Origin of the sequence: Streptomyces sp. NBC_00637 (assembly GCF_045161545.1) — a bacterium.
Taxonomy (GTDB): domain Bacteria; phylum Actinomycetota; class Actinomycetes; order Streptomycetales; family Streptomycetaceae; genus Streptomyces.
On sequence record NZ_CP109046.1, the window covers coordinates 7683869 to 7700279 of the forward strand.

The window sequence follows — 16411 nt, forward strand, 5'->3', positions numbered from 1 at the left end:
GTGATGAGTACCAGCTGGCGGCACCGGGCGGCGACCCACCCGAAGGCTCTGGACCTCGCGGTACCGGTCCTGCTGTTCGCCGTCACCGTCACCGGCGTCCTGGCCACCCGGGCGCTGGCCTCGGGCCCACTGACTCTCTGGCCCGCCGTCGCCCTGTCGGCGCTCGCCTGCGCCGCGCTGTACCGGCGACGGAGCCACCCTCTGCCGGTGCTCGCCATGACGGCCCTGTGCACGATGGCCGTCGGCGCGCTGGGCTATCTCCTGACCCCTTTGCTGATGGGTCCGCTCCTGGTCGCGCAGTACGCGACGAGCGTGCGCACGCCTCGGCGCGTCGGGTGGAACAGCGCCCTGGCCGTCACCGGCGCGGTGGTGGTCGGTGGGCTGGTCTTCCCCTCCTTCCTCGACTCCGTGGTCTTCGCCGTCGTCAACCCCGCGGCCTGGATCCTGCTCTGCGCGGCCCTCGGCGGTTACCGGCGGGTGCGTCGCGAGTACGCCGTCGCCCGCGCCGAGCACGCCGACCGGCAGCGTGAGGAGGAGGCGCGCCACCGGGTCGTCCAGGAGCGCATGCGCATCGCGCGGGAGCTGCACGACGTGGTCGCCCACCACATGACCCTGGCCGACGCCCAGGCCGGAGCCGTGAAACACCTCGTGCGGACCCAGCCGGACAAGGCCCGCGAGATCATCGACAGGCTTCCGGAGACGACGGCCGCGGCCCTGCGCGAACTCAAGGCCACGGTGGGGCTCCTACGGCAGGACACCGACCCCACCGACGAACTGGCTCCCGCGCCGGGACTGGACCGCCTGCCCGACCTGGCCGACTCCTGTGCGGCGGCCGGACTCCGGGTCACCGTCACCGTCGAGGGGAAGCGGTGCCCGCTCACGCCCGTGCTCGATCTGACGGCCTACCGGATCCTCCAGGAAGCACTCACCAATGTCACCCGCCACGGTGCCGGCCGCACCGCCGAGGTACGGCTCGGCTACGCGCCCCGGCGTCTGACCTTGACGGTCACCAACGACACCGCCCCCGGCCGCACCCCCGCGCCGCCCGGCCCGGGAGGTGGGTTCGGCCTGATCAGCATGCGCGAGCGTGCCATGTCGGCGGGCGGCACGTTTCACGCGGGCCACGGCGCCCGGGGCGGCTTCGAGGTCGTCTGTTCCCTGCCGCTCGACTTGCCCCTCGACCGTCCCGACGAAAGTCCCGCCCCATGACCATCCGCGTCCTGATCGCCGACGATCAGGCCCTGCTCCGGGCCACCTTCCGCATTCTCATCGACTCGGCCGACGACCTCACGGTGATCGCGGAGGCCGCCGACGGGCGGGAGGCCGTGGAGCTGACCGGGGCGCACCGGCCCGACGTGGTCCTCATGGACATCCGGATGCCGGACACCGACGGAGTGGCGGCCACCGCCGCGATCTGTGCCCGGCCGGAGCTGTCGGGCACCCACATCCTCGTCCTGACCACGTTCGAGAACGACGAGAACGTCGCCAGGGCCCTGCGCGCCGGCGCGAGCGGGTTCCTCGGCAAGGGCGTCAGCCCCGAGGTCCTGCTGTCGAGCATCCGCACGGTCGCGGCCGGCGAGGCCCTTCTGTCGCCCTCGGCCACCCGGGCCCTCATCACCCGCTTCCTGGCCACTCCGGACACGGACGACCTGCTCGCCCTCCCCGATGCCGTCAGGGCGCTGACCGACCGCGAGCGCGAGGTCGTGACCCTGGCCGCGCACGGCAGGTCCAACGCCCAGATCGCGGACCGGCTCGTGCTGAGCCCGCTGACGGTGCGCAGCCACATCCAGCGCGCCATGACCAAACTCGACGCCCGAGACCGCGCCCAGCTCGTGGTGGTGGCGTACCAGTGCGGGCTGGTCAAACCCCCTCCGCCCGCTTCGGGATCGGCAGACCCGCTCTGACCCGGCCCGACGAGGAGGCCGGCCGCTCGGTGGGGCCCCGGGTGCCCGGGAGGTCCGCCGGCACGGTCGTCACAGCTGCTCGCGTATCCGGGCCGCGAGGGCGCCTCGCGGGTCGATGAGCCATCCGAGCCGGTGTGACGGAGCGGGGTCGGTGCGCACCGAGTTACGGAAGGTGCGTGCAGTGCGCCTCTCGCACCCGCACTGCGCACCGACCCCGCGGGTCCCGCGGGCCGGTCTCAGACGCCCGTCGCCGGGTACGTCGGGTACTCGACCCCGGAGACGTGCTGGACGACCCGGACGACCTGGCAGGAGTAGCCGAACTCGTTGTCGTACCAGAGGTAGAGGATCGCGTTGTCGCCGTCGACCTTGGTGGCACCGGCGTCGATGATCGAGGAGTGGCGCGAGCCGATGAAGTCCATCGAGACCGCGTCCGGCGCCGTGGTGAAGTCGATCTGGCGCTTGAGCGGCGAGGTCAGCGACACCTCGCGGAGGTGGTCGAGGACCTCCTGGCGGGTCGTCTCCCGGCCGAGCCGCAGGCTGAGGATCGCGATCGAGACGTCGGGCACCGGCACACGGATCGAGCTGCCGGTGATCGGCGCCTTGAGGTCGGGCAGGGCCTTGGCGACGGCGGAGGCGGCGCCGGTCTCGGTGATGACCATGTTCAGCGGCGCCGAACGGCCGCGACGGTCGGCCTTGTGGTAGTTGTCCAGCAGGTTCTGGTCGTTGGTGAACGAGTGGACGGTCTCCACGTGGCCGCGCAGCACGCCGTACTCGTCGGCCATCGCCTTGAGCGGCGGGACGATCGCGTTGGTGGTGCAGGACGCGCAGGACAGGATCTGCTCGTCCGGCTTGATCGTGTCGTGGTTGACCCCGTGCACGATGTTCGGGACGTCGCCCTTGCCGGGCGCGGTCAGCACGACCTTGTCGATGCCCGGCCGCAGGTGCTTGGCGAGGCCCTCGCGGTCGCGCCACTTGCCGGTGTTGTCGATGAGGATGGCGTCGCGGACGCCGTACGCCGTGTAGTCGACCTGGCTCGGGTCGTCGGCGTAGATGACCGTGATCTCGTTGCCGTTGGCGATGATCTTGTTGCTGGCCTCGTCGACCGTGATGGTGCCCTGGAACTGGCCGTGGACCGAGTCGCGGCGCAGCAGGGACGCGCGCTTGACGAGATCCTGCTCGCCGCCGCCGCGCACGACGATGGCGCGCAGTCGCAGGCCGTTGCCGGAGCCGGACTTCTCGATGAGCAGGCGGGCGACGAGCCGGCCGATGCGGCCGAAGCCGTACAGGACGACATCGCGCGGCTCGCGGCGGTCGATCTTGTTGGCGCCGGTGGCGCCGGCCACGGCCTCGGCGGTGAACTCCGCCACCGACAGGCCCCGGTCGTCGGTCCGGTAGGTCGCGGCGAGCATGCCGATGTCGATCTGCGAGGGGCCGAGGTCGAGCGCGGTGAGCGCCTCGAGGAACGGCAGCGTCTCGGTGACCGAGAGCTCCTCGCCCGCGATCTGGCGGGCGAACCGGTGGGTCTTGAGGATGCTGACCACCGACTTGTTCACCAGGGAGCGGCTGTGCAGCAGGACGGTCACGTCCCGCTCGCGGTGCAGCTTCCCGATCATCGGGATCATCGACTCCGCGATCTCCTCGCGGTTCTTCCAGTTGGTGAACGAATCGTCGTTGAGCGTCACGGGCCTATCTTTCGAGCTAGGAGGCGCTCATATGCTAACCCTCCGGTCATTCGATCATTCAAGCGGGGCCGCGCTCAGTTGTGCACCTTCCCGGCGGGGGCCTCCTGCGTGGGCGTCGGTGTCGCTCCGGGCTCTTCGTCCTCGGGCGGTGTGAGGGCGGGGATCTCTGGGCGAGGCGAGGGCGCGTCCGCCCCCCGGCATGCATCACGCGGACCTCCGGGACCACACAGATCCCGCAGATCCCTCGGGCCACAAAGATCACACGGATCGCCCGGATATGTGCCGGGCGTGTGGCGGTCGGCCCTCCGGTCGTCGTCGGGGGGTTGAGCGGCCGACGGTCGGGTACGCGTGGCCGGACCGCCGCTACGGCCGCTACCAGGGGAGACCGTCATGGAGACACCCGCGCACGACCGCATCAACAACCCCGCCGCGCTGGCGCTGGACGCGCTGGCCCGGGACACCGAGGACACCGCCGCACTGGACACGCTCGCGCACTGCGACGTCCTCGTGCCCGTGCCCGACGACGCCCTCGACGAGGATGTCACCAACCCGGCCACGGTCGCGCTGCCCGTCCTGGAGCAGCCCGGTGGCGCGCCCGTGGTGCCGGTGTTCACCTCCGAACCGGAGATGGCGGACCTGCTGCCCGAGGTCGCGCGCTACCGGCTCGTGCCCCTCGGCGCGCTCGCCGCGCAGTGGCCGACCGGTGAGCTGTCCCTGTCGATCGACGCGGCCGGCGACCATCCGCTGACGCTCACCTCGGAAGGGGTCCGCACCCTGCTGGCCCGCTGACCCGCCGCCGCTTCCCCGGATCGGGCTCCCCCGCAGCCGGGGGAGCCGGGCAGGCCCCGGTGCGGGACGTCAGGACTCGGCCAGCATCCGGCCCAGGACCGCGCGCTGGAGCGGCAGTACCTCGGTGTGCAGGTCGCGGCCCTTGCGGGTCAGGGCGACCCATACTCCGCGCCGGTCCTCCACGCAGACGGAACGCTCCACCAGGCCTTCCTTCTCCAGGCGGCCGATGAGTCGGGACAGCGCGCTCTGGCTGAGGTGCACTCGTCCGACGAGGTTCTGCACCCGGCACTGGTCGCCCTCCCGGGGCGCTTCGGAGGCGAGGATGTCGAGCACTTCGAAGTCGCTCGCTCCGAGGCCGTGCGGGTGCAGCGCGCGATCGATCTCGCACATCGTGCGCGCGTGCACCGACAGGATGTCCCGCCACCGCTCCTCGAGGCCCGCCCCGGCCGTTTTCGCTGCCATACCCGCACGGTAACACCAAAACCGCAATTCATTGAGTGTGCAACTAGTGCGGGTGCAAGCAGTCCCGCGCGGGCGCTTCAGGCGGCCGGATCCTGGAGCAGACCGACCTGGTTGCCGTCCGCGTCCTTCACGAAGGCGATGAGCCTGCCGCCGCCGACGTCCTGCGCGTCCTGAAGCAGCTCCGCGCCCGCCGCCACCAGCGCCGCGAGACGCTCGCGCAGGTCCGTGACATGCCAGTACGGAACCGGCCCCGTCATGCCCTTGGCGTGTCCGTTCGGGTCGAGACCGACGTCTTGTCCGGCGGCCTTGAAACCGACGTAGTAGGGCTCGTCGGCGTACGGCTCGACCTCCAGCAGCACGCTGAACAGGGCCTTCGCCCGGCCGAGGTCCTTGACGGGGTAGATGATCGTCTGCAAGCCGGCGCTCATGGCGTTCTCCTCGGTGAGGTGCGGTGGGCGGGAACGGTCCGTGTTCCCGCACTTCTCAACCTAGGCCGCGGAGCGGCGGACGGCTTCTCCGATCCTGACCGGTTCGGCACGCACCCGCCCTGTTCGCTACGTCGACTCCCGCTTCACCAGTTCCGTCGGCAGGATCACCGCCGCCGGGTCCTCGCCCCCTATCTGGGCGAGCAGCACCCGGACCATCTCGTTGCTGATCCGGTCCCAGGGCTGACGGATGGTGGTGAGCGAGGGGCTGCCCGCGGTCGCCGCCGGGGAGTCGTCGAAGCCGCCGACCGCGACGTCCTCGGGCACCCGCCGGCCCGCCCGGTGCAGCACCGTCAGCACGCCCTGCGCCATCAGGTCGGACGCGACGAAGACCGCGTCGAGGTCCGGTGCCCGCGCCAGCAGCTTCTCGGCGCCCGCCTCACCGCTGGCCCGGCTGTAGTCGCCGGAGACGACGATCCGCTCGTCGTAGTCGACGCCCGCCTCGGCGAGCACCTCCCGGTACCCGGCGAGCCGCTCGACACCTCCGGGGGTGTCCAGCGGGCCGGTGACCACGCCGACCCGCCGACGGCCCTGCGCCAGCAGATGGCGCACCATGTCACGGGCGCCGTCGCGGTCGTCGGCGGCCACGTAACTCACCTTGGAACCGATCCCGATCGGCTTGCCGCACGCCACCAGCGGGACGCCCGCCTCGCGCAGCTCCGTGGCGATCGGGTCCCCGGAGTGGCTGGAGACCAGCAGCACCCCGTCGACGTGCCCGGCGGTGATGTACCGCGTGATGCGCCGCCGCTCGTCCTCGGTCCCGGCCAGCATGAGCAGCAGGGGGATGTCGTGCGTTGCCAGCGCCTGTGTGCAGCCGCGCAGCAGCACGTTGAAGTTGGGATCCTCGAAGAACCGCTCCTGCGGCTCGGTCAGCAGGAAGCCCACCGAGTCGGAACGGCCGGTGATCAGGGAACGGGCATGCCGGTTCACGACGTAACCCGTCCTGCGGATGGCGGCGTTGACCGCCTCGGCCGCGGCGGGGCTGACGTAGTGGCCACCGTTGAGCACGCGTGAGACGGTGCCCCGCGAGACTCCCGCCTCCCGCGCCACGTCGTGGATGGTCGGCGGTCTGCGCCGGCCCCCCGCACCATTGTTCATGGTCATGACTTTACGGCTCCGGACAGCAGATCCAGGCTCCAGAAGCGCTGGATGACCAGGAACAGCGCCACCAGCGGGATCACCGCCAGGAACGCGCCGGTGATCACCAGCGTGTAGAGCGCCGGGGTGTTGGCGCCCTGTTCGAGGAGCGTGAACAGGCCGAGCGTGATCGGGAACTTCTCGTCGTCGCTGAGCATGATGTACGGCAGCAGGAAGTTGTTCCAGATCGCCACGAACTGGAACAGGAACACCGTCACCATGCCGGGCACCATCATCGGCAGCGCGACCCTGGTGAAGATCCGCCACTCGCTCGCCCCGTCCATCCGGCCGGCCTCCACCACGTCGCTCGGCACGGCCGCGGCCGCGTAGATGCGCGCGAGATAGACGCCGTAGGGGGAGAGGACCTGCGGCAGCAGCACGGCCCAGTAGGAGTCGGTGAGGTCCACCTTCGCCATCAGCAGGTACTGGGGGATGGCGAGGATGATCGGCGGCATCAGTACGCCCGCCAGCAGCACGTTGAACAGCGTCTCGCGGCCCCGGAACCGGTAGGTCGCCAGCGCGTAGCCGCTGAACGCCGACACACACGTCGACAGCAGCGCGCCGAGCACGGCGTACAGACCGGAGTTGGCCATCCACTGCCAGTAGATGCCGTCGCGGTAAGCGTTGAGGTCGTGGAGGTTGTCGGTGAAGCCGCTGCCCGGCAGGAACGTGAACGTGGAGAACAGCTCGCTGCCGGACTTGGTGGACGCGATCACCACCCAGGCCACCGGCAGCAGGCAGTAGAGCGCGCCCAGCAACAGCGTGATCGTCGGCACCAGGGCGATCCGGCCGCGCAGCGGCGGGCGGCCTTGGGCGGTGCCCGTGGCGCCGGTTGCCGAGGAGGCCTTCCGGACGGCAAGAGAACTCATCGTGCTGCCTCCTGCTTGTTGCGACGGTTCGCGGCCCGCAGGAAGCCGAACGACAGCACCAGCGTGGCGAAAGCGATGATCACGGCCTCGGCGGCCGCCTGGTAGATGTCTCCGGTGCCGAACGCGTCCCGGTACACCTTCATCAGCGGACTCCAGGTCGTGGACACGGAGTTGGTGAGCGGCTTGAGGGTGGTCGGCTCGTTGAAGACCTGGAGCGTGGCGATGATCGAGAAGAAGAAGGTCAGCACCAGGGAGGGCGCCACCATCGGGATCTTGATCCGCAGCGCGATCTGCGTCGGGGTGGCGCCGTCCAGCTTCGCCGCCTCGTACACCTCGGCCGGGATGGCCTGCAACGAGGTGTAGATGACGATCATGTTGAAGCCGGTGCCGCCCCACACCGCGATGTTCGACAGGGCGAGGTACAGCGGACCGCCGTCCAGCAGGTCCGGCTGCGGCATGCCCAGCTTCTCCAGCACGAAGTAGAACGGACTGACGTCCGGCAGGTACAGGAAGCCCCACAGCAGTGCCGCCACCACACCGGGGATGGCGTAGGGCAGGAAGATCGCGAGCCGGGTGAACGGGGCGAGCCGCACCTTCTCGGAGTCGAGCATCAGCGCGAACAGCAGCGCCAGGCCCAGCATCACCGGGACGACGATGCAGCCGTACCCGAGGACGCGCAGCGCGCCGTCGAGCAGCTCGCTGTCGGTGAAGGCGTCGGTGTAGTTCTCGAGGCCGGCCCAGACCTCCTTGCGCGCGCCCGAGCCCAGGCCGAGGCCGGAGACGTGCACCTTGCGGAAGCTGAGCCACATCGCGTAGCCGATGGGCAGCGCGAAGAACAGGGCGAAGAGGATCGTGGCGGGGACCAGGAAGGCGTACGGGGCCCCCTTGACCCCGTACGACTTCCGAGGGCGTGCGGTGGTCACTCGGAGACCTCGAAGCCCTGCTTCTTCAGGTCGGCGACGGTGTCCGCCTGCATCTTGGCCAGGGCGGCGGAGAAGTCCGACTTGTCCTTCGCGGCGGCGCCGAAGGCGTCCTTGAAGGTGGTGTAGGCGACGTTCACGTTCGGGCCCCAGGCCGACGGCGCCGTGGTCTTCGCGATCTTGGCAGCCGTGGTGTAGAAGTCCGCCTGGTTGGAGAAGTAGTCCGGCGGGGTGGTGAAGGCGCCGCTGAGCTGGGCGGAGGTGGAGGCCGGGTAGATCCCGCTCTCCTTGGCCAGCGCGTTGAGGGCGTCGCCGTCGGTGTTCAGCCAGGCGGCGAACTCGGCGGCCGCCTCCTTGTGCTTCGAGTCCGTGGTCACGGCCGTGGAGGAGCCGCCCCAGCTGCCGGTGACGTTGTCGCTGTTCGACCACTGGGGGAGCGGGGCCATGGCCCACTTGCCCTTCGTGTCGGGCGCGGCGGTGGTCAGGGTGCCCGGGGCCCACACGGCGGAGACCCAGGCGATCTGCTTGCCGGTGTTGAGCGCCTTGTTCCAGGCCGGGGTGTACATCGGCTGGTTGTCGATGGCGCCCTCCTTGACGAGGCCGCCCCAGAAGTCGGCGACCTTCTTGGTGGCCGCGTCGTCGATGCCGACGTTCCACTTGTCGCCGGAGGTGGTCCACCACTTGGCGCCGGCCTGCTGGGCGAGGCCCGCGAAGAGACCGGAGTCGTTGGCGGAGAAGGTCGTGAGGTCCGTGTCCGGGGCCTTCTCCTTCAGCGCGCGGGCGGTGGCCGCGAACTGCTCCCAGGTCGTCGGGACCGTCAGGCCGTACTTCTTGAAGAGGTCGGCGCGGTAGTAGAACATCATCGGGCCGATGTCCTGCGGCACCGCGTAGACGGCGTCCGTGCCCAGCGTCGTCTGCTGCCAGACACCGTCGGCGAACTTGCCCTTCGCGTCGCCGACGTTCTTCGCTATGTCCGCCAACGCGTCGTTGCTGACCAGCGTCGGCAGTGCCTGGTACTCGGCCTGGACCAGGTCGGGGGCCTTGCCGGCCTTGTGCGCGGTGAGGATCTTGGTGACCAGCGTGTCGCCCGATGCCTGCTTCTTCACCGTGACGGTGATCTGGTCCTTCTTGCCCTCGCCCTTGTTCCACAGGTCCACGACCTTGTCCATGCCGGGCGTCCACGTCCAGTACGTGAGCGAGACCGGACCGGACTCGGCGCTGTCCTCGTCGGACGAGCCGCAGGCGGTGAGGGCGGTGGCGCCGAGGGCGACGGCGAGGGTGGCAGCCGCACTTCTGACAACGAGCCGCCGGCGCTTCGTGTTGGGCATGGATCTCTCCCCTGACCTGGGTTCTCGCCCGGTGCGAAAACCTGCCATGCGAGCACATGAGCGGGCTCCCCGCCCGTCGCGAGGAGCTGCCATGCTCTCTGTGAGCGTTCACAGTAGAGAAACATCCCGGACACTTGTCAATGGTTGTTGCTGTGCGGTTATGTTGGGATCCGAACGCCGCCGTTGTGTGTGCACGTTCCCAAATGATCGATTAAACGGGAGAGATCCATGCCGGAGACCAACCCCAGGGGCCTCACCCGGCTCGCCTTCGGTGGGGACTACAACCCCGAGCAGTGGCCGGAAAGCGTCTGGCAGGACGACGTCCGCCTGATGCGTGAGGCCGGCGTGACCATGGTGAGCGTCGGGATCTTCTCCTGGGCCCTGCTGGAGCCCTCACGCGGCACGTACGACTTCGGCTGGCTGGACCGCGTCATCGGCCTGCTGCACGACAGCGGCATCCGCGTCGACCTGGGCACACCCACCGTCGCCCCGCCGGTCTGGTTCTACCGCGAGCACCTCGACGCGCTGCCCGTGACCCCCGAGGGCGTGCGCTACGAGTTCGGTTCCCGCGCCGCGATCTGCCACAGCAACCCGGACTACCGCGCCGCCGCCGCGAACATCACCACCCGCCTCGCCGAGCGCTACGGCGAACACCCGGCGCTGGCGATGTGGCACGTGCACAACGAGTACGGCGTCCCCGTCTCCGCCTGCTACTGCGACTCCTGCGCCGCCCACTTCCGGCGCTGGCTGGAGACCACGTACGGCACGGTCGACGCGGTCAACGAGGCCTGGGGCACCGCCTTCTGGGGCCAGCGCTACGCGAGCTTCGAGGACGTCAACCCGCCGCGCGCCACCCCCACGGTCGGCAACCCCGGCCAGGCCCTCGACTACCGGCGCTTCGCCGACGCCACCATGCGCGAGAACTTCACGGCCGAGCGGGACATCCTGCACCGCCTCGCGCCCGGCGTCCCGGTGACGACCAACTTCATGACCGCCCTCAGCCAGTGCGACTCGGTCGACTACTGGGCCTGGGGCCGCGAGGTCGACATCGTCACCAACGACCACTACCTGATCACCGACGGCCGCCGCACCCACGTCAACCTCGCGATGGCCGCCGACCTCACCCGCTCCGTCGCCGCCGGCGCCCCCTGGATCCTCCTGGAACACTCCACCTCGGGCGTCAACTGGCAGCCGCGCAACCCCGCCAAGGCGCCCGGCCAGATGGCCCGCAACTCCCTGGGGCACGTGGCCCGCGGTTCCGAGGGCGCCATGTTCTTCCAGTGGCGGCAGTCGCGGCGCGGCGCCGAGAAGTTCCACTCGGCGATGGTCCCGCACGGCGGCACCGACACCCGTGTGTGGCGCGAGGTCGTCGAGCTCGGCGCCTCCCTCGACTCGCTCGCGGCGATCCGCGGCACCCGCACCGAGGCCGACGTGGCGGTCCTGTGGGACTGGCACTCCTGGTGGGCGCAGAACCTGGCGTGGCGGCCCAGCGAGGACGCCGACCCGCGCGAGCGCGCCGACGCCTTCTACGAGGCCCTCTACGACCGCCACCTCACCGTCGACTTCGCCCACCCCGAGGCCGACCTGTCGCGGTACCCGCTGGTCGTGGTGCCCGCCCTGTACCTGATGACGGAGGCCGCCGGGAACAACCTCAGGGAGTACGTCGCGAACGGCGGCACCCTGGTCGTCTCGTACTTCTCCGGCATCGTCGACGAGCACGACGCCGTCCACGAGGGCGCCTACCCCGGCGCGCTGCGCGACGTACTGGGGCTGACGGTCGAGGAGTTCTCGCCGCTGCTCCAGGGCGAGAGCGTGCGCGTCACCGGACCCGACGGCGGTGAGCTCGCCGGCGACGTGTGGACGGAGTTCGTGGTGCCGCGCGGCGCCGAGACCGTCTGGACCTATGCCGACGGCCTCACCGCGGGCCACCCCGCCGTCACCCGGCACCGGCTCGGCGAGGGCACCGCCTGGTACGTCTCCACCCGCCTCGGTCAGGAGGGCCTGGACGCCCTGCTCGGCCGGGCCGCCGAGGACGCGGCGATCGCCCCGCGCGCCGACCTGCCGCACGACGTGGAGGTCGTACGCCGCTCCGGCGGGACCGGCAGCTACCTCTTCGCGATCAACCACACCAGCACCGACGCCAAGGTGCCGCTGGAGACCTCCGGCACCGAACTGCTGACAGGTGAACGCGCCGCCGGCCGCCTCGCGGTCCCGGCGGGGGCCGTACGGGTCGTACGACTCGACGGCTGAGCAGACTCCCCTTCGCCCGTGGAGCCGCGAGCCGCGGGCGGAGGGGCCCCTCACCGCACGAGGGAATTCATCCACCACGTCGAAGGGACGACGGACGACGATGTTCCATCCCAGACGCACGCTCAGAACCCTGCTGCTGCCGCTCGCCGCCGGGCTCGCCCTCACCGTCCTGCCCGCGCAGAGCGCGCAGGCGGCCACCACGCTCACCAACGGCGGCTTCGAGACCGACGCCGCCGGTACCGCGACACCGGCCGGCTGGTCGACGTACTCGGCGGCCGGCCAGAACTCCGCCTCCTTCACCGAGTCCGGTGGCCACACGGGCGGTTACCGCCTCTCGCACTACTCGGCCTCCGCCTACAAGGTCGAGACGTACCAGTACCTGTCAGGGCTCACCAACGGGAACTACAAGCTCACCGCCTGGGTGCGCTCCGGCGGCGGCCAGAACTCCGCCTACCTCGCGCTGAAGAACTGCGGCAGCGCCGAGCAGCGCACGGCCATCCCGGTCTCCGCCGGCGGCTGGATACGCGTCGTCACCTCCATCGCGGTGACGAACAACCAGTGCACGATCAGCGTCAACTCCGACGCCAACGCCGGAAACTGGATCAACGTCGACGACCTGACCTTCGCGTCGGGCTCCACCGGCCTGTCCATCAAGGGCTCGGACGTCTCGTCGCTCATCAAGAGCGAAGCCCTCGGCGGCGTCTACAAGAACAGCTCCGGGACCACCCAGGACGCGCTCGCCGTCCTGAAGAACGCCGGGCAGAACTACGCGCGCCTGAAGGTCTGGGTGAACCCCGCCGACGGCTACAACAACAAGGCGCGGGTCCTCGCGGCGGCCAAGCGCGTCAAGGCGCAGGGCATGAAACTCCTGGTGGACTTCCACTACTCGGACACCTGGGCCGACCCGGGCGCGCAGACCGTGCCCTCCGCGTGGGCCGGACACTCCTACAGCCAGCTGAAGACGGACGTCCACAACCACACCTACGACGTCCTCAACGCCCTCAAGGCGCAGGGCACCGGCGCGGACATGGTGCAGGTCGGCAACGAGATCAACGGCGGCATGCTGTGGTCCGCGGGCTCCACCGACAACTGGTCGCAGCTCGCCGGACTGCTCAACTCCGGCTACGACGCCGTCAAGGCGGTCAACTCCGGTACGCCGGTGGCGCTGCACCTCGCCAAGGGCGGTGACCTGGCCGGCACCCGCTGGTGGTTCGACAACGCCGTCTCCAACGGGGTGAAGTTCGACGTCATCGGTCTGTCGTACTACGGCTACTGGCACGGCACGCCGGCCGACTTCCAGACCACCCTCGACGACGCGGCGGCCCGCTACTCCAAGCCGGTCTACGTCGCCGAGACGGCCTACCCCTTCCGCTTGGACAGCGAGGACTCCACCGAGAACATCATCGACCTCTCGAGCGAGCTGGTGTCCGGCTATCCGGCCTCCGTCGCCGGCCAGACCCGGTGGATGAACGACGTGGCGAGCATCGTGGAGGCCGTCCCCAACGGCCGTGGACTCGGCGTCTTCTACTGGGAGTCCACCTGGACCGCCGTCACCGGGAACGGCTGGGACCCGACCGACGCCGCCTCGGGCAACGGCTGGGAGAACCAGGCCCTGTTCGGCTACGACGACAAGGCACTGTCCTCCATGTCGTGGTTCGGCCACCGCTGATCCTCCCTCTCCCTTCGTGAACGGGGGCCCGGCCGCACCGCGCGGCCGGGCCCCCGCACGTCTTCCCGCAGCAGATCCGAACGCCCTTGTGCGGCACGGGTGTTCGATCCCGGCCAAGGCTCGCGGAGTGCGGGACACGGCGGCCCCGGCTGCGGAACAGTGGGACGACGCGGTACCGGGAGAGCCCCGACCCCAGGGACGGAGGGCGCGACGATGCTGAGGACTCCCGTGAGTGAGAGGCGACTGGAAATCCTGGAGTGGCTGAAGGAGCCGGCCCGGCACTTCCCGCCGCAGCGGCACGGCGACCTCGTCGAGGACGGCGTCACGGCGGATGTCGTCGCGGCCAAACTGGGCGTGCGCCGGCAGGTGGCCGGCAGCCACCTCGGCCTGCTCGCCGGCATCGGTCTGCTGCGCGCCAAGCGGATCAGACGCCGCACCTACTACCGGCGCGACGAGATGCGGATCGCCGAAGTGGCGCGGATGTTCGAGAAGGGGTGGTAGAGGACGTCGGCAAGGGGCGGCAGAGGACGGAGTTCCCACCCTCCGGAAAGGCCCGGCAAAGGACCACGACCGGGACCTGTCGACGCCATGCCCGGCTGCGAGGATGGCCGCCTCCTCAAGGAAGGGCGGCCCATATGGACCGTCGGACGCCTCTCGTCCCCCTCAGGTACGTCACCCTGCCCGGGCACGGCCCCGAAGACGTCGTCGCCGACCCCAGAGGGCGGGTACTGACCGGGGTGTCGGACGGGCGGATCCTGCGTGTCGACGGTCTGGACGACCCGCCCGCGGCCCGGGTCGAGTACATCGCCGAGATCGGCGGCCGCCCACTCGGCCTCGAACTCCTCCCCGACGGGGACCTGTTGGTGTGCTGCGCCGACGGTGCGCTGCTGCGCGTCGACCCCGACGGCGGCACCGGGAGCGTCCGCGTCCTCACCGAGTCCGTGGCGGGGGAGCGGCTGCGCTTCTGCAGCAACGTCGTCGCACTGCCCGACGGCACCGTCTACTTCACCGTCTCCAGCCGGCTCCACCCGTTGCGGGACTGGATGGGCGACATCGTCGAACACACCGGCACCGGGCGCCTGTTGCGCCTGGCACCCGGCGCCCGCGAGGCCGAAGTCGCCCTGGAGGGACTCCAGTTCGCCAACGGCCTGGCCCGCAGCGCCGACGACTCCTTCCTGATCGTCGCCGAGACCGGCGCCCGCCGCCTCACCCGCTTCCACCTCACCGGCCCCCGCGCCGGCCGGGCCGAACCCCTCGTCGAGCATCTGCCGGGGTTCCCGGACAACCTGTGGCGCGGCGCGCCCGACGGGCCGGTCTGGGTGGCGCTGGCCGGCCCGCGCGTCCCCCCGCTCGACCTCCTGCACCGCACCGGCCCCGCCGTACGCCGCCGCGCCGCCCGCCTCGCCGTGAACGCGCCGTACCGCCCGTCGGCCACGGCGGGCGTGATGGCGGTGGACGACGACGGCCGGATCGTCCACCACCTCACCCACCGCCGCTCCGGTTTCCGCATGGTCACCAGCGTCTGCGAGACCGGCGGCCGACTAATCCTGGGCAGCCTCTGGGAGCGCGGCATCGCGGTCTGCGAGGCGCCCGTGACCAAGTGAGACGGCGTTACGCTGGTGCCCGGTCGTGATCACTCCGATGAGGCGGGCGGGTCCCGGCCGGGGCAGGAGACGCAGGACATGACAGCTCCGGAGGCCGCGAGCCTCCGCACCGGCGCGCCGCGAAGGACCACCGGGACGGGTCAGCTCCCGGTGGTCGCCGTCGTGGCCGTCGGTGGCGGAATCGGTGCCGCGGCCCGCTACGCGGCCTCCCTGTGGTGGCCCACGCGGACCGGCGGATTCCCCTGGACGACCTTCTGGGTGAACGTCGTCGGCTGCGCCGTGATCGGCGTCTTCCTGGTGGTGATCACGGAGAGGGTCACCACCCACCGGCTGGTCCGGCCGTTCTTCGGTACCGGCGTGCTGGGCGGCTTCACCACCTTCTCGACGTACGCCGTAGACATCCGCAAGCTGTTCGGCGAGGACCGGCCCGGCACGGCCCTGGCCTACCTCGCCACCACCCTGTGCGCGGCGCTTCTCGCGGTCTGGCTCGCGGCCACGGCGACCCGCCGCGTTCTCCTGTGGAGGCAGCGATGACCAGACTGACCGGCAGTGCCCTGCGGCTGACCGTCTTCGTCGGCGAGAACGACACCTGGCACCGCAAGCCCCTCTACACGGAGATCGTGCACCGAGCCCACGCGGCCGGTCTCGCGGGCGCCAGCGTCTTCCGCGGCATCGAGGGATTCGGCGCCTCCTCGCGGATCCACACCTCCCGGCTGCTCTCGCTCAGCGAGGACCTGCCGGTCGCGATCGTCGTCGTGGACACCGAGGAGCGGGTGCGGGCCTTCCTCCCCGAGCTCGACGAGCTGGTCACCGAAGGCATGGTGATCCTCGATCCGTGCGAGGTCATCCGGTATGTCGGCCGGGGCGCGCGGCAGGGCGCAGACCGGGCCGGGAACCAGGGCGATTCGGACTTGAAGGGTAAGAAGGCGTTGTGAACTGGCTGGTGGTCGTCGCCGGCGGCATGATCGGCGCCCCGCTCCGCTACCTGACCGACCGTACGGTGCAGGCCCGGCACGACTCGCTCTTCCCCTGGGGCACCTTCGTCGTCAACATGGTGGGCTGTCTGATCCTCGGCGCGCTGACCGGCGCCGCCGCCGTCGGTCCCGACCTGCGGTTGTTCCTGGGCACGGGCTTCTGCGGAGCGCTGACGACGTACTCGACGTTCTCGTACGAGACGCTGCGGCTGACGGAGACCGGCGCGGGCCTCTACGCCGCCGCCAACGCCGTCGCGAGTGTGGTGGTGGGGGTCGGGGCGGCGTTCGCCGGATTCGCGACAGGCCAGTGGGCCTGGTCGTAGGCGGACCGCCCGGCT

17 protein-coding genes are annotated in these 16411 nt (G+C 70.6%); 10 read left to right on the forward strand and 7 right to left on the reverse strand.

The features are described 5' to 3' along the window. Window positions 1–3: 3 nt before the first annotated feature. Together OG440_RS33905 and OG440_RS33910 are read left to right on the forward strand one after the other, a co-directional pair. A complete protein-coding gene (locus OG440_RS33905) occupies window positions 4–1209 on the forward strand; it encodes a sensor histidine kinase (RefSeq protein ID WP_406010567.1) in 1206 nt (401 codons plus the stop codon). Continuing rightward, window positions 1206–1904, forward strand: coding sequence for a response regulator (locus tag OG440_RS33910; RefSeq protein ID WP_406010568.1), 699 nt, complete (start codon window positions 1206–1208; stop codon window positions 1902–1904). Before OG440_RS33905 ends, OG440_RS33910 begins: the two co-directional genes overlap by 4 nt. Window positions 1905–2140: 236 nt before the next feature. Here OG440_RS33910 and OG440_RS33915 read toward each other — a convergent pair whose 3' ends face one another. After that, window positions 2141–3586: a glyceraldehyde-3-phosphate dehydrogenase gene (locus OG440_RS33915; protein ID WP_406010569.1), complete on the reverse strand. Its 1446-nt coding sequence runs from the start codon at window positions 3584–3586 to the stop codon at window positions 2141–2143. A gap of 390 nt (window positions 3587–3976) precedes the next feature. On the opposite strand from OG440_RS33915, the gene OG440_RS33920 reads away from it, so the two are divergent. Then, window positions 3977–4375 carry an SseB family protein gene (locus tag OG440_RS33920; RefSeq protein ID WP_406010570.1) on the forward strand — a complete coding sequence of 133 codons (399 nt, stop codon included), beginning with the start codon at window positions 3977–3979 and terminating at the stop codon, window positions 4373–4375. A gap of 69 nt (window positions 4376–4444) precedes the next feature. On the opposite strand, the gene OG440_RS33925 is transcribed toward OG440_RS33920, so the two are convergent. The 6 genes from OG440_RS33925 to OG440_RS33950 form a co-directional block, all read right to left on the reverse strand. Next, a complete protein-coding gene (locus OG440_RS33925; protein ID WP_020126045.1) occupies window positions 4445–4837 on the reverse strand; it encodes a MarR family winged helix-turn-helix transcriptional regulator in 393 nt (130 codons plus the stop codon). Between the two features lie 77 nt (window positions 4838–4914). Beyond that, the gene (locus OG440_RS33930; RefSeq protein ID WP_406010571.1) at window positions 4915–5265 is read right to left on the reverse strand and encodes a VOC family protein; all 351 of its coding nucleotides are present in this window, start codon (window positions 5263–5265) and stop codon (window positions 4915–4917) included. A gap of 126 nt (window positions 5266–5391) precedes the next feature. Next, window positions 5392–6426, reverse strand: a complete 1035-nt coding sequence (locus OG440_RS33935; RefSeq protein ID WP_406010572.1) for a LacI family DNA-binding transcriptional regulator — start codon at window positions 6424–6426, stop codon at window positions 5392–5394. Next, on the reverse strand, window positions 6423–7328 hold the full coding sequence (locus OG440_RS33940) for a carbohydrate ABC transporter permease (protein ID WP_406010573.1): 906 nt from the start codon (window positions 7326–7328) through the stop codon (window positions 6423–6425). The genes OG440_RS33935 and OG440_RS33940 overlap by 4 nt, the downstream gene beginning before the upstream one ends. After that, window positions 7325–8251: a carbohydrate ABC transporter permease gene (locus tag OG440_RS33945; protein WP_406010574.1), complete on the reverse strand. Its 927-nt coding sequence runs from the start codon at window positions 8249–8251 to the stop codon at window positions 7325–7327. Before OG440_RS33945 ends, OG440_RS33940 begins: the two co-directional genes overlap by 4 nt. After that, window positions 8248–9576, reverse strand: a complete 1329-nt coding sequence (locus OG440_RS33950; protein WP_406010575.1) for an ABC transporter substrate-binding protein — start codon at window positions 9574–9576, stop codon at window positions 8248–8250. The genes OG440_RS33945 and OG440_RS33950 overlap by 4 nt, the downstream gene beginning before the upstream one ends. Before the next feature lie 228 nt (window positions 9577–9804). Between OG440_RS33950 and OG440_RS33955 the strand changes: the two genes are divergently transcribed. The 7 genes from OG440_RS33955 to crcB (OG440_RS33985) all read left to right on the forward strand — a co-directional run bounded on the left by OG440_RS33955 (window position 9805) and on the right by crcB (OG440_RS33985) (window position 16396). Further along, a complete protein-coding gene (locus OG440_RS33955; RefSeq protein WP_406010576.1) occupies window positions 9805–11826 on the forward strand; it encodes a beta-galactosidase in 2022 nt (673 codons plus the stop codon). Between the two features lie 100 nt (window positions 11827–11926). Continuing rightward, a complete protein-coding gene (locus OG440_RS33960; RefSeq protein ID WP_406010577.1) occupies window positions 11927–13495 on the forward strand; it encodes an arabinogalactan endo-beta-1,4-galactanase in 1569 nt (522 codons plus the stop codon). A 213-nt stretch (window positions 13496–13708) separates the two neighbouring features. Continuing rightward, window positions 13709–13996 carry an ArsR family transcriptional regulator gene (locus OG440_RS33965; RefSeq protein WP_406010578.1) on the forward strand — a complete coding sequence of 96 codons (288 nt, stop codon included), beginning with the start codon at window positions 13709–13711 and terminating at the stop codon, window positions 13994–13996. 134 nt (window positions 13997–14130) lie between these two features. Beyond that, on the forward strand, window positions 14131–15099 hold the full coding sequence (locus tag OG440_RS33970) for an SMP-30/gluconolactonase/LRE family protein (protein ID WP_406010579.1): 969 nt from the start codon (window positions 14131–14133) through the stop codon (window positions 15097–15099). A gap of 78 nt (window positions 15100–15177) precedes the next feature. Next, complete coding sequence (gene crcB, locus OG440_RS33975) at window positions 15178–15633, forward strand: fluoride efflux transporter CrcB (RefSeq protein WP_406010580.1); 456 nt, start codon at window positions 15178–15180, stop codon at window positions 15631–15633. Further along, window positions 15630–16034, forward strand: a complete 405-nt coding sequence (locus OG440_RS33980; RefSeq protein ID WP_406010581.1) for a DUF190 domain-containing protein — start codon at window positions 15630–15632, stop codon at window positions 16032–16034. Before crcB (OG440_RS33975) ends, OG440_RS33980 begins: the two co-directional genes overlap by 4 nt. Beyond that, window positions 16031–16396, forward strand: a complete 366-nt coding sequence (crcB, locus tag OG440_RS33985) for a fluoride efflux transporter CrcB (protein ID WP_406010582.1) — start codon at window positions 16031–16033, stop codon at window positions 16394–16396. Before OG440_RS33980 ends, crcB (OG440_RS33985) begins: the two co-directional genes overlap by 4 nt. The last annotated feature ends 15 nt before the right edge of the window (window positions 16397–16411 follow it).